This window comes from Rathayibacter rathayi (genome assembly GCF_004011095.1).
GTDB classification, from domain to species: Bacteria; Actinomycetota; Actinomycetes; order Actinomycetales; family Microbacteriaceae; genus Rathayibacter; species Rathayibacter rathayi.
On record NZ_CP028129.1, the window covers coordinates 1,822,397 to 1,834,954 of the forward strand.

A 12,558-nucleotide genomic window follows, 5' to 3' on the forward strand; every position below is an offset into this window, starting at 1 on the left:
AAGAATCATGACCGACTCCGAAAAGTGGCAGTTCGAGACCAAGCAGATCCACTCGGGAGCCGCACCGGACCCGGTGACCAGGGCCCGCGCGACACCGATCTACCAGACCACCTCCTACGTCTTCGACAGTGCCGAGCATGCGCAGAACCTGTTCGCGCTGGCCGAGTTCGGCAACATCTACACGCGCATCCAGAACCCGACCCAGGCGGTCGTGGAGGAGCGCCTCACGGCTCTTGAGGGCGGCTCGGGTGCCCTGCTGCTCGCGTCGGGCCAGGCGGCCGAGACCGCAGCCGTGCTGAACATCGCGCAGGCCGGTGACCACATCGTCTCGTCGTCCTCGATCTACGGCGGCACCTACAACCTCTTCAAATACACCCTCGCCAAGCTCGGCATCGAGACGACCTTCGTCGAGAACCAGGACGACCGGGAGGAGTGGCGGCGCGCCGTCCGGCCGAACACCAAGCTGTTCTTCGCCGAGACCGTCGGCAACCCCACGATCAATATCCTCGACATCCGCACCGTCGCCGATGTCGCGCACGACGCCGGCGTCCCCCTGATCGTGGACAACACCATCGCGACGCCGTATCTGATCCGCCCCTTCGAGCACGGCGCGGACATCATCGTGCACTCGGCGACGAAGTTCCTCGGCGGGCACGGGACGGTCATCGGCGGCGCGATCGTCGACGGCGGCCGCTTCTCGTGGAGCGGGAACGCCGAGCGCTTCCCCGGGCTGACCACTCCGGACGAGTCGTACCACGGTGCCATCTACACCGCGGCGGTCGGCGACTCCCTGGCCTACATCATCAAGGCCCGCGTACAGCTGCTCCGCGATTTCGGCGCCTCGATCGCCCCGGCTAGCGCCTGGCAGCTCATTCAGGGGATCGAGACCCTTTCGCTCCGGATCGAGCGCCATGTGCAGAACGCGCAGGAGATCGCGGAGCACCTCGAGAACCACTCGGACATCGCCTCGGTGAACTACTCGGGCCTGCCGACCTCGCCCTGGTACGCCGCGGCGAACCGCTACGCACCCAAGGGCGTCGGCGCGGTGCTCTCGTTCGAGCTCAAGGGCGGAGTGGACGCCGGTCGCGTCTTCGTCGACTCGCTGAAGCTGTTCTCGCACCTCGCGAACATCGGCGATGTCCGCTCGCTGGTCATCCACCCCGCGTCGACCACGCACTCGCAGCTCTCGCCGGAGCAGCAGCTCACGGCCGGCGTGACGCCGGGCCTGGTGCGGCTGTCGGTCGGCCTCGAGAACGTCGACGACCTCCGCGCCGACCTCGACCAGGCCCTCCGCGCCGCGCGCGCCGTCGTGGACGCCTCGCGCGCAAACGCCTGAGTATCCGCCGATGCGGTGGATCCCCCCTGCCCGGGGATCCACCGCGCACCGGACCCGAAGGAGGGGAGTAGGCGTACGGGCAGGGCGTGACACGATGGGCAGCGGTATGGACTGGCAGCAGACACTCGAGGACACGGTCCCATCGGCCTTCATCACCGAGCATCAGCTCCTCTCGGTGATCGGCAAACCGCCCGCCACCGGCGCGTGGCGCGCGGCGACCACCCGGGTGGCCGCCGCTTCGTCGATGTCGGCCCGTTCGACTTCGAGGCCGGCGGTCACCTCCCCCACGCCCGCATCGCGTACGAGAGCTGGGGAGAGCTGAACGCGGAGCACGACAACGCGATTCTCGTCCTGCACGCGCTGACCGGCGACTCCCACCTACTCGGCCGCGGCGAGCCGGGGCACGCCACTGATGGCTGGTGGTCCGGACTCGTCGGACCAGGGCTTGCGATCGACACCGACCGCTTCTTCGTGGTCGCCCCGAACATGCTCGGTGGCTGCCAGGGCTCCACCGGCCCCGCGTCCCTCGCTCCCGACGGGCACGAATGGGGCGCACGCTTCCCGTACACGAGCATCCGCGACCAGGTGCGGGCACAGGTGCGATTCAGCGAGCTGATCGGCGTCGAGCGCTGGCATACGGTCATCGGCGGCTCGATGGGCGGGATGCAGGCTCTGGAGTGGGGCATCGACCACGCCGAGCGCGTCGCCCGCCTCGCGGTCCTCGCCGCTCCCCCGCGCGCGACCGCCGATCAGATCGCGCTCAACTTCGTGCAGCTGGAGGCGATCCGCAACGATGCGGCCTTCGCGGGCGGTGCCTACTACGACGCGGGCGACGGACAGGGGCCGTACCACGGCCTCGCGCTCGCCCGCAGAATGGCGCTGCTCAACTACCGCAGCCCCTCCGAACTCAACGACCGTTTCGAGCGCAGCTGGCAGTCGGGCCTGAGCCCACTCGGCGGCGGCGGCCGATTCGCCGTCGAGTCGTACCTCGACTTCCACGGCAACAAGTTCACCCGTCGCTTCGACGCGAACAGCTACATCACGCTGGTCGAGGCGATGAATTCGCACGACGTCGGTCGCGGCCGCGGCGGCGAGGCGGCGGCCCTCTCGCGGATCACCAGTCCCACCCTCGTGCTCGGCATCGACAGTGACCGTCTCTTCCCGGTCGAGGGGCAGCGGATCATCGCCGCGCACGCTCCCGGCGCCCTCGACGACGGAACGGTCGCGGTGATCACGTCGCCGTTCGGCCACGACGGCTTCCTGATCGAGGACGATGCTGTGGGCGCCCACCTCGCCCGGCTGCTCGCGCACTGCGGCGACAGGCTCTCCCGTTGATTCCGGCGCACGTCGACGATCCGCTCCGATCGGCCCGGCCAGTGGCTATCGTGTGACGGGGGGCAGCCCCGCCACGATCGGAGGGAGCTAGAGCGTGCCGATGATCCGCAGTGCTCGCGAGCGCGACCGGCTACTGCGCTACTCCGCCTGCGGAATCGGCCTACTCACCGACGCGGGGGCGCTGGGCATGGCACTCATTCCCGGGACTCTGCAGCCCGCCGCTGTCCCCTTCGCCGTCACCCTCCTCCTGGGAATGATGGCCGCTCACGTCGAACTCGCGCGAACAGGGCGCCGCAGCCGAGTGATCGCCGTGGCGGTCGGCGGTGTGCTCTTGGTGTGGGGCCTCGCGCTGGGACTTGAACCCGGCGCGGACTTCGCCGGGTTCGTCCTGGTCAATACCGCGAACGCCGTGACCGCGAGCATCGCCGTGGTGGTGACGACGTCGCCGCGCCGCCTGGTCATCGTACTGCCGGTGCTGATCCCGAGCGTGATCGCCTCGATGGTCGTCTCCAGCGGCACCATGATTCCCGCCGTCGTCTTCCAGTCGCTGCTGCCCTGGGGCACGCTGTGCGGCTTCGCGCTCTGGATCAGCACGGCGGTCCCGCGGGTCGTGCGGCGCATCGACAGCATCGGCAACGCACACCGCGTCGAGCGCCAGGCCAGCGAGACTGAGGCGCAGCGCCGACAGGGTGCTCGCCTCCTGCACGACACCGTCCTGGCCACGCTTACCCTCCTCGCGCACTCGGGCCGCGGAGTGTCGGTCGACGCACTCCGGCAGCAGGCCGCCCAGGACGCGCAGCTCCTGCGCCAGTTGCGGCTCGGCGGGACACCGACGCCCAGCGCCTCCGGCTCCTACCAGCTGACCAGCGTGACCACCGCTCCCGCAGCCAACACGCTCGAAACCGTCCGCCACCGCTTCGGCCGGATGGGTCTCGACGTGATCTGGCACGGCTCCGGCCAGGTGGCGCTCACAGGGGTCGCGCTCGACTCCTTCGTGCTCGCCCTCGCGGAATGCCTCGAGAACGTGCGCCGCCACTCCGGGGTCGCCTCGGCCGACGTGACGATCACCGAGGACGAGACGACCGTCCGCGCGATGGTCACCGACGCCGGTGCCGGCTTCGACATCGCGACCGTCCCGGACTCCAAGCTCGGCTTGAAAGAATCCGTGATCGCGCGAGTCGGCGATGTCGGCGGGCGCACCCGGTTGTTCAGCGCGCCGGGATCCGGGACCACGGTGGTGCTGGAAGTGCCCAAGTGAGCGCGGAACCCCGAACGCCCGCACCGCTGCTCAGCGGAGGCGGGGCCGGGCCGCCGGTGGACGGCTCCGCGCGGGCGAGACGCTCGACCCGGTCGGCGCGCCGTCAGCAGGAGGGATTGGGCACCAATTACCTCGGCAGCGGCCTGAACGGCATCGCCGCCGCGATCCTGGCCTACGAGCTGCTGATCTTCCTCTCGACCTCGGCCCGCTACAGCGCCGTCGCACCGGCCGCGGTCGCCTGGATCCTCGTGATCCTCGCTTTCGGCTCCACCGTGCTCGCGATCCGCGTGAGCGGCCGACGCCTTCCCTTCGCCGTCTACCTCTGCTTCCTCCTCACGATCGGCGTCGCCGTCGGACTCGATCTGATGGCGGTGGCCGGCTCCGGTTCCGCGCGCACCGTCCCCACTGCCGCCGTCGCTGCGGCCGTTGCCCACGCCGCGTTGATCGTCCACCGGCGCGGAGCCGAGGTCCTCGTCGTGGGCGTGCTCGTCTCGATCGCCGAGGTCGTGGTGTTCCTCTCGATGGAATCCGGCGGAGCCGGTGTGCTCTCGGTGCGAATCAGCGCGCTCATCGTCACGATCGCCCCGGCTGTCGTCTTCGTCGTGATGATGCGCGGATTCCGCAGAATGGTGCAGTTTGAAACCGACCGCGCGCTCGTTCAGAGCACCACCCTCGGCCCCCGCTACGCGGTCGGGATGCTCGCCTCCGAAGAGCTGGCACGGCTCGACCTGGCCGCCGAGCGTCTCCTCACCGAGGTCGGCGACGGCTCGGTGCGCCTCCCCCTCGACTCGCCGCGCGCCGCGCACGCGACCTCACTTGCCACGCAGCTCCGTCTCCACCTGATCGAGGGACGCCGCGAGACGTGGCTGCACCACGCCGTCCTCGAATCGGAGCTACTCTCGCCCCTCGTCGACCTCGACGACCCGGACGGAACCGCCGGACTCCTCGGCCACCACCAGCGCGACGGGCTTCTCTCAGCGATCTGGCTGATTGCCGACAGCGCGACCGGATTCGCCGTCGTTCTGCACGTCGAATCGGGCAGGCCCCGTGATTCGGGAGCCGAAACGACGACCCATAGCCTCCTCGTTCCGATCATTCTTCACTCCTCAGGCGCGCCCTTGCGTGTAGTCGATCCTGCGACGTGGGAAGCTATCGCTCAGGTCGGCGTCTTCCGCGACACCTCGCGTGACGGGGAACTCAGGATCGAAATCGACTGCCTGGTCGACAACCCTGCCGACCGATGAGCAGCCGCCGGAAGGCCGTAGACGACCGACGACCGACGACCGAAGGACACCGATGACACCCACCGCTGAATCGAAGATCACGCTCGCAGTCGTGGACGACCACAAGATGCTCCTCGGGGCGCTGACGGAGTGGATCCGCGGAGCCGCGTCCGACATCCAGCTGGTCGCCGCAGTCGCCTCCTGGCCCGAGCTGCTCACGCACCCCGAGTTCCCCGTCGACGTCGTCCTCCTCGACCTCGACCTGAAGGACAACATCCCGATCTCGGTGAAGCTCTCGACACTCAAAACCACCGGCGTGAAAACCGTCCTGATGAGCACCTACTCCGAGCCTGCCGTGGTGCGCGAAGCACTCGCCTCCGGCGCGCTCGGCTACCTGGTGAAGACCGAGGACGCCGACATGATCGTCGAAGCGATCCGCGCGGCCAAGGATGGCCACTCCTACATCTCCCACGAGCTCGACATGGCGCTCTCCACTGGCGACTCCGACGGAGCCCCTAAGCTCAGTGCTCAGGAACGGCGCGTGATGGCCCTCTACGGCGGCGGCGAACCGGTGAAGTCGGTCGCGTTCGAGCTGGGCATCTCGGAGGAGACGGCGAAGTCTTACCTCAAGCGGATCCGCGAGAAGTACCGCGTCGTCGGCATCGACGTGGGCACCAAGGTCGCGCTGCGCAAGCGCGCCATCCACGATGGGATCCTGATCGAGACGGATTGAGTCCGATTCCGCGGCGGACCCCGCCCGCCGCGGCGCAGTCGGCGTCTCGACGTGATGCGGCTCTCGAACTGCCGGCTGGCCCTCCGCGAGATGCCTCTTATGACGGGCCTCGTCGGCGTGTCGGCGTCATAAGTGGCATCTCGCGGCGGGTATCGGTACGGAGCGTTCGGGCGGGCGAAGAGCTCCTCAACTCACGAGCACCTTGCTCAGCCACCGGGCAGGAACGGCAGGCTCCGGAGCGCGCCTCAGGGGGTGAGGACAGCGACCGTCATGCCGGGGGTGGTGGCGGAAGCATCCATCGCGGCGAGGGCGGCGGGCAGATCCTCGAAGGCGATCGTGCGGCCGACGGAGTCGGCGGGGCGCAGGCGGCCGGCGACGATGTCGTCGAGGAGGGCGGTATAGCCGCCGCGGGCGATTCCGTGGCTGCCGAGCAGCTCGAGTTCCAGGGCGATGACGCGGCCGAGCGGAATCGCCGGCGCCGCCTCGGGCCCGAGCAGCAGACCGACCTGCACATGCCGGCCACGCGGACGCAGCACGGCGATCGACGCCTCCGCCGTGACCCTGCTACCCACGGCGTCGATCGCGAGATGCGCCCCTCCTCCCGTCGCCGCCCGGACCGCGTCGACAGCTCCTGAACCGCCCGCGACGACGACCGCACCGAGCGCTCGAGCGGCCTCGAGCGCCGCCACCGAAACGTCCGACGCCACCACCCGGGCCCCGGCCGCCAGCGCGACGATCACCGCGGACAGCCCCACCCCGCCGCAGCCGAACACCGCCACCCACTCCCCCGGCGCGACCCGCCCGCGCACATGCAGCGCGTGGTAGGCAGTCCCAAAACGGCAGCCGAGCCCGGCCGCTTCGATGAAGCCGACGGCGTCCGGCAGACGCACCAGGTTGAGGTCCGCGTTTGGCACGACCAGCGCCTCAGCGTACGACCCATCGAGAGTGAAGCCCGGCTGCTCCTGGCGGAGGCACACCTGCGTCGCGCCCTCGCGGCACTGCTCGCACTCACCGCAGGCGAACACGAACGCAGCGGTGACCCGGTCGCCGACCGCGACACGGGTGACGGCGGACCCGACCTCCGACACCGTCCCCGCGAACTCGTGGCCGGGGATCTGCGGCAGCACGACGGAGTCGTCGTGCCCCTTCCACGCGTGCCAATCGCTCCGGCAGACCCCGGTCGCGGCGACCCGGACCACGGCCCCCTCGACGGGACAGACCGGATCAGGGACCTCGATGATCTCGGGGAGGGCATCGAAGGAGGAGTAACTGATGGCGCGCATGACGCCAGTGTTCCAGAGCACCAGGAACAGTCCTCGGATTCTGGCGCGCCCTGGCCGTGTGAGCAGCGCTCTGACGCTATCGCCGATGACCGCAGCCAGGGCCGGCCGCAGCCAGTGCCGACCTAAGGGACTCGCAGTTCTTTCACCGGTTCTCTTCGTGCCGCCACGGTCGCCGGAACGAGGGCGGCGACAGTGCTCGCCGCGATGGCGAGAACAGCGACTGCGACGCAGAATTCCGCATCGGGCAGCGGATCGCCGGACGCCACAAGACTGAGCAGTGCGGCGGCACTTCCCACACAGACGCCGATCACACTCAGAAGGGCCACCTGCGTCGTCACGAGACCGGCGATGAGCGAGCGAGATGCGCCGAGCGCACGGCGGCGCCCGAAGTCCTTCCTCTTCATCATGACGAAGGCGTAAAGGACCGCGGTCTCGAGGACAGCAGAGAGCAGGAAGACTCCTGCGACCAGCCCACCACCGAAATCCCCTAGTCGCCCGTCCACTACTCCACGCAGCCGCGCTAGTGTCTCGCTTGTCGATACCGTCACGGCGCTCGGGTCGTCGGCGGCGAGGAGCGACTGTGCCGCGGCTGAGACGGCAGCGACCGACTGGGGCTCTCCCGCGATCACCACGAGTCGACTGACAGCGTCGCGCCCCTGCGACGCCTCGTGCGGAAGAACGACAAGCGGCTCCAAGTCGCTCAGATAATCCGGCACGGACAGCCGCCCGACCACCGCATGACCATCGCCGTCCGCTGCGACGATGCCACCACTCGGCAGGCGCATTCCGAGCGTCGCGAGCGCGCGCGGAGAAGCCCAAGCATCCTCATCGGGCGGTGTCCCGGCGCGGCTGATCCCTAACGATTGCGCGTCGTTCGTCCAGAGCCGGCGAACAGGAACCTTCGCCCCGCCGGCTATCGCAACGTTCGTGACATCGGTCGCGCTACTGAAAGCGCCTACCCACTCCACATCTTCGACCGATGCGATTCGATCGACCACATCCGGCGTGAGACCGGCATTCGGCTCCGCGTGGATCACGATCGCACGCGTACCGATCGCATCGACTGATTGCACGACCGAGCGCTGCGCACCGACCGTGCGACCCGTCGTCAGCAGAACAGTCGCGCACAGCCCACCCACCACGATCATCGTGATGAGTGAGGGAAGAAGCTGTGCGCGGGCGATCGCAACGGCTTCGCGGACAATGGAGAGGGCGTGGGTCATAGCATCACGTTTCGCGAACAGCGAGCAACGAGTTCCGGATCGTGCGTCACGACGATGACCGTCGCGCCGGTTCGTGCATGTTCATGGAATGCAGTGACCACCGCTCTCGCCGTCACAGGGTCGAGATTACCGGTCGGTTCGTCCGCCAAGAGTATCTTCGGGCGGTTCAGTAGTGCCCGACAGAGGGCTATTCTCTGTGCCTGTCCGCCCGAAACACGTCCGGGCGTGGCGCTCGCACGAAGATCGACGCCGAATCGAGTCAAGAGTTCCCTCGCCCGAGGGATCGCCTCGGCCCGGCGCTCGTGTCGATAAAGGGTGGTTTCCAGGACGTTGTCGAGCACGGTTCTCGTCGGGTCTAGAGCAGCGTCTTGGAACACGAAACCGAAGACCTCGGCTCTCAGACGCGATCGGAGGGCATCGTTCATTCCCGCCACACTCACTCCGCCCACGAGTACAGAGCCGGATTGCGGCCGGAGCATCAGCCCGAGAAGATATAGCAAGGTCGACTTGCCCCGACCGGACGCTCCCGTGATAGCGACCACTTCCCCGGGGTCGAAGCGACCACTCCAGTTCGTCAGGATCGGCGTTCTCGAGTCGTACGAGAAGTCGACTCCCTGCGCCGAGAGCACGCTCACTGTCCCTGCGCAGGTACTCGCACCGGCAGCCCCTCGGTAACGCCGTCGACCACCGACATTCCTCGTGCGCTCGCCGTGACGGTCACAGCATGCTCGAGTCCCTGGTCGTCGGTGACCGCGATAGACCCGTCAGCGTCCGTCAGGAGTGCCGCCGTCGGAACGGTGATCCCCGTCACCGACTCGACGGTGATGAGCCGTGAGGAGAGGAGCGCCGAGCCCGTGACGGGGACCGACGCGCAGTCGTTACCGCAGATCGGCGCTCCCTCGGCGCCCGACAGAGTGATGCGGACATTCCCGTCCGACGTCTCCCCACGCCGATCAGAGGTGAAGCCCTGCCACTGGTGACCCACAGGACCTCCTATCTCGACTCGAGTATCTCGTGGGGTCGTCTGCGCCTGAGCCGGAGTCATCACGATCGTGAATTCTGGACTCTCCGGGAGACTCTGGACCAGTTCTTCCCCGCCGACCAGCGAAGCGCCACGTTTCACTCTGTCGGTGTCGAGCGAGAGACGCGCGGGCAGGGTCGGCAGGTAAAGGATGTCGCCGGCCTTGACGATCCCGTCGGTATCGATTCTCTCCGACCTCTGCCATGCCTGGACAGCATTCTTCGTGCTCACGCCGAATACCCCGTCGTTTGGGGAATCGTAGAAGTCGAGTGCCGCCAGCATCGCCTGCAACTGCTGCACATCAGCGCCGACGGATCCGACAGTCACATCGCGAAACGCGGGGATCTCGCCCTGCGCAATGACAACGGGTCGGAGGTCGACCGAGTAGATCTCGGCGCCGTCCGTCACTTCTTCTCCAGCCTCGATCTCGACTGTTGTGACCGTTCCCACCGCCCGGTTGGTGCCGGCGGGGCTCGAATTCCATTGGGCGGTCGCCGTAACGGATAGTGCCTGTCCGACCTGCCCCGTGGACGCGGCAACGAAGGTGAACGGCGCGATATCCAGTGCGGTAGGCGGTTCCGGCGCCAGTACCCTCGCAGCGGACCACCCGACTCCGGCTCCAACGAGAAGGATCAGTAGGACCCCGCCGATCACCGGCGCGATTCTTCGTCGACTACTCCTTTCTCGAAGCAGGACCGTGAAGTCGAGAGCATCTGTCAGGGGGGAGATCTCGTCGGTCGTCATCGAGGGGCGGCTCACGATCCGTACAGCGAATCAGGCGTTTGAGGGCACTCGTCGTACACCTGCGCAGCGTCGGATTCGGGGATGGAGAGTCCCTTGTACGGAGACCAGACTCCACCGCTGTCGACGAAGACCGTCTTGCTCGGTGCCTCTGAGGCGGAGCCGAATCCTCGGTCTGCAAGACATCGCACCAACTCGCCGGATCTGTAGTCGTAGAGCTGTTCGAGCGCTGCTGTGGAGAGTGGCTCCATGTACTTCCGCTGCGTCGGATACTCGAGTTCGCAGACGTAGACAGCGCGATCGAAGGCCTGCTGAAGGCCCTCGTCGTCGATTTTCGGATAAACCAGGCCTTGGCCGTCCGCCGTGAGCGTCACGTCGAATCCGGCGTCGGTCAGACACGTCAGTTGCGTGTCGGCGTACTCGTTCAGCGTGATCAACCGCACCGGCGTCACCGGCGGAGGGTCGACGATTCCGAGCTGGGCGGCTAACGCAGCAGAGGTCTCCTCGAGATACGCCTGTGTCGCTTCGTCGATGTCACCGTCACGGGTCTCTGTCGAGGTTGGTGCAAGCTCTGGAGTGGGCTTGGGAAGTGCCGAGGTGCAGGCCACCGCCGTCAGCGCGACTGCACCGATGATGAGAGCCTGCATCACAGCACTCGCGACACGACTCACGAATGGCAGACCGCGTTGGCGTACGAGATGTCTCCGCCCGAGCCCGTCAGAAACACCCGCCAGTAAGCAGACGTGTAGTCGGTCGCCGAGTAACGGTCCGTGTAGGTGCTTCCATTGTTCCAGTGCCCAACGGTCCCGCCGCCCGCTTCGTGATTGATCCGCCCCTTCGACGTTGAATTGATCTGCACGTAGGGAGTTGGTGATGAGCAACTCTTATTACCCGAGACCGGGCCCGAGTCGGCGGATGCTGACGTCGCCGGGACGACGACGCCGCCGATCGCCAGTGTCATCATCGCTAGTGCCACAGTTCTTCTCTTCATCATGTCCTCCTCCGGATCGGCCGCGCGGTGCGGACGCGCTCCACCGTACTGGCTCTCCGAGGATTCGTCACGATAGAGAGTCGATCGGTCCATCCCCCAGAGAGGGTGCGGCCCAGAGGAGGGTCGGCGGAGAGCGCGGTCCACGGAGCGCGCCATCGCGCACCGCAGCGCAGCGCAGCAGACGCCCTACAGCGCGTCGACGGGCATACCGTCGGTGCTTGGAGCAGGCGCCTCGCGGTGCACCGGATACACAGTCCCGCGGACACGATCAATGGCGATGCTGGTCAGCGCGAGCGCAATGCCCGCCGCGGTGAGGCCCACGCCGACCCAGATCGACGAGAGATAGCCCAGGCCGACCGCGATCGTCAGGCCGCCGAGCGCTGCTCCGATCGAATTGCCGATGTTCAGGGCGGAGTGGTTCAGTGCCGCCGCGATGGTCTGGCTGTCGCGCGCGACATCCATCAACCGAGTCTGGATCGCCGGTGACGCGGCCGCCGAGAAGCCCGCCGCGAGGAACGCGAACACCACCAGGCCGACCACGGACGACGCCGAGAGCGCAAGCCCGATCAGCGAGACACCGACACCCGCGTAGAACACCACGAGCGCGCGGCGCACGTCGCGGTCGGCCGCCCAACCGCCGACGAGGTTGCCCACCGTCATTCCAAGGCCGATGACGACCAGGATCCACGGCACCGCCCCCAGCGGAAGTCCGGTCACCTCGGTGGCGAGCGGCGAGATGTAGCTGTACATCGCGAAGAGACCGCCGAAGCCGATGGCGCCTACCAGCAGCGTCATCCAGACCTGTAGGCGGCCAAAGGCGCGCAACTCGTTGCGGACGGTCGCGGCGGGATTTCCGGGCTGGGCGGGCACGAGCAGCTGCACGGCCACGACAGTGAGCGCGAAAAGCGCGGCGACCACGAGGTAAGCGCTACGCCAGCCCGCCGCCTGGCCCACCCAGGTGATAGCCGGCACGCCGAGCACATTGGCGATCGTGAGGCCGGAGAGAACGAAAGCGACGCCCTTGCCGCGGTTGCCCGGCCCCATCAGATCGGCGGCGACCAGAGAGGCGATACCGAAATAGGCGCCGTGCGGAAGAGCAGCGACGAAACGCGCCGCGAGGACCAGGGGGAAACTCGGCAACAGCGCCGATCCGATCGTGCCGACCGTAAAGGCGACCAGGAGAATCAGGAGGAGGCGCTTGCGCGGCCAGCGCGCCGCTGCGGCCGCGATGGTCGGCGCCCCGACCACCACTCCGAGTGCGTAGGCCGAAATCAGCATCCCGGCCTGCGAGACGGCCTGCTCCTGACTCGCCGCGGAGACCTCGGGCAGGAGGTCGGCGGCCAGCTGCGGGAGCAGCCCCATCGCCACGAACTCGGTCGAGCCGATACCGAAGCCCCCCATCGCGAGGGCGAGC

The 12,558-nt window shown here is 67.8% G+C and carries 11 protein-coding genes and 1 pseudogene; 5 read left to right on the plus strand and 7 right to left on the minus strand.

What is annotated here, in order from left to right:
- Window positions 1–7: 7 nt before the first annotated feature.
- From C1O28_RS08870 to C1O28_RS08890, 5 genes and pseudogenes are all read left to right on the plus strand, one after another.
- Window positions 8–1,336 (plus strand): bifunctional o-acetylhomoserine/o-acetylserine sulfhydrylase, encoded by a 1,329-nt coding sequence (locus C1O28_RS08870; protein ID WP_097165562.1) that lies wholly within the window; start codon window positions 8–10, stop codon window positions 1,334–1,336.
- 106 nt (window positions 1,337–1,442) lie between these two features.
- Window positions 1,443–2,671, plus strand: a pseudogene (gene metX, locus C1O28_RS08875) (homoserine O-acetyltransferase MetX).
- A 100-nt stretch (window positions 2,672–2,771) separates the two neighbouring features.
- The gene (locus C1O28_RS08880; protein ID WP_097165691.1) at window positions 2,772–3,929 is read left to right on the plus strand and encodes a sensor histidine kinase; all 1,158 of its coding nucleotides are present in this window, start codon (window positions 2,772–2,774) and stop codon (window positions 3,927–3,929) included.
- Window positions 3,930–4,045: 116 nt separating this feature from the next.
- A complete protein-coding gene (locus C1O28_RS08885) occupies window positions 4,046–5,173 on the plus strand; it encodes a hypothetical protein (RefSeq protein WP_097165560.1) in 1,128 nt (375 codons plus the stop codon).
- A 52-nt stretch (window positions 5,174–5,225) separates the two neighbouring features.
- A complete protein-coding gene (locus tag C1O28_RS08890; protein WP_068254310.1) occupies window positions 5,226–5,885 on the plus strand; it encodes a response regulator in 660 nt (219 codons plus the stop codon).
- A gap of 245 nt (window positions 5,886–6,130) precedes the next feature.
- Here C1O28_RS08890 and C1O28_RS08895 read toward each other — a convergent pair whose 3' ends face one another.
- From C1O28_RS08895 to C1O28_RS08925, 7 genes are all read right to left on the minus strand, one after another.
- Window positions 6,131–7,168: an alcohol dehydrogenase catalytic domain-containing protein gene (locus C1O28_RS08895; RefSeq protein WP_097165690.1), complete on the minus strand. Its 1,038-nt coding sequence runs from the start codon at window positions 7,166–7,168 to the stop codon at window positions 6,131–6,133.
- 122 nt (window positions 7,169–7,290) lie between these two features.
- Window positions 7,291–8,391, minus strand: coding sequence for an ABC transporter permease (locus C1O28_RS08900; protein WP_097165559.1), 1,101 nt, complete (start codon window positions 8,389–8,391; stop codon window positions 7,291–7,293).
- A complete protein-coding gene (locus C1O28_RS08905; protein ID WP_243392002.1) occupies window positions 8,388–9,020 on the minus strand; it encodes an ABC transporter ATP-binding protein in 633 nt (210 codons plus the stop codon). The genes C1O28_RS08900 and C1O28_RS08905 overlap by 4 nt, the downstream gene beginning before the upstream one ends.
- Before the next feature lie 2 nt (window positions 9,021–9,022).
- Window positions 9,023–9,862, minus strand: coding sequence for a peptidoglycan-binding domain-containing protein (locus tag C1O28_RS08910; protein WP_104256758.1), 840 nt, complete (start codon window positions 9,860–9,862; stop codon window positions 9,023–9,025).
- Between the two features lie 305 nt (window positions 9,863–10,167).
- A complete protein-coding gene (locus C1O28_RS08915; protein WP_097165556.1) occupies window positions 10,168–10,800 on the minus strand; it encodes a hypothetical protein in 633 nt (210 codons plus the stop codon).
- Between the two features lie 20 nt (window positions 10,801–10,820).
- Window positions 10,821–11,147 carry a hypothetical protein gene (locus C1O28_RS08920; RefSeq protein ID WP_127821486.1) on the minus strand — a complete coding sequence of 109 codons (327 nt, stop codon included), beginning with the start codon at window positions 11,145–11,147 and terminating at the stop codon, window positions 10,821–10,823.
- Between the two features lie 183 nt (window positions 11,148–11,330).
- Window positions 11,331–12,545 (minus strand): MFS transporter, encoded by a 1,215-nt coding sequence (locus C1O28_RS08925; protein WP_097165689.1) that lies wholly within the window; start codon window positions 12,543–12,545, stop codon window positions 11,331–11,333.
- Window positions 12,546–12,558: the final 13 nt, after the last annotated feature.

Bases quoted from the DNA above. Each gene is read 5' to 3' on its own strand.
- C1O28_RS08915 (WP_097165556.1), bottom strand. From the start codon at position 10,800: ATGCAGGCTCTCATCATCGGTGCAGTCGCGCTGACGGCGGTGGCCTGC.
- C1O28_RS08880 (WP_097165691.1), top strand. From the start codon at position 2,772: ATGATCCGCAGTGCTCGCGAGCGCGACCGGCTACTGCGCTACTCCGCC.
- C1O28_RS08925 (WP_097165689.1), bottom strand. From the start codon at position 12,545: ATGGGGGGCTTCGGTATCGGCTCGACCGAGTTCGTGGCGATGGGGCTG.
- C1O28_RS08920 (WP_127821486.1), bottom strand. From the start codon at position 11,147: ATGATGAAGAGAAGAACTGTGGCACTAGCGATGATGACACTGGCGATC.
- C1O28_RS08890 (WP_068254310.1), top strand. From the start codon at position 5,226: ATGACACCCACCGCTGAATCGAAGATCACGCTCGCAGTCGTGGACGAC.
- C1O28_RS08870 (WP_097165562.1), top strand. From the start codon at position 8: ATGACCGACTCCGAAAAGTGGCAGTTCGAGACCAAGCAGATCCACTCG.
- C1O28_RS08895 (WP_097165690.1), bottom strand. From the start codon at position 7,168: ATGCGCGCCATCAGTTACTCCTCCTTCGATGCCCTCCCCGAGATCATC.
- C1O28_RS08900 (WP_097165559.1), bottom strand. From the start codon at position 8,391: ATGACCCACGCCCTCTCCATTGTCCGCGAAGCCGTTGCGATCGCCCGC.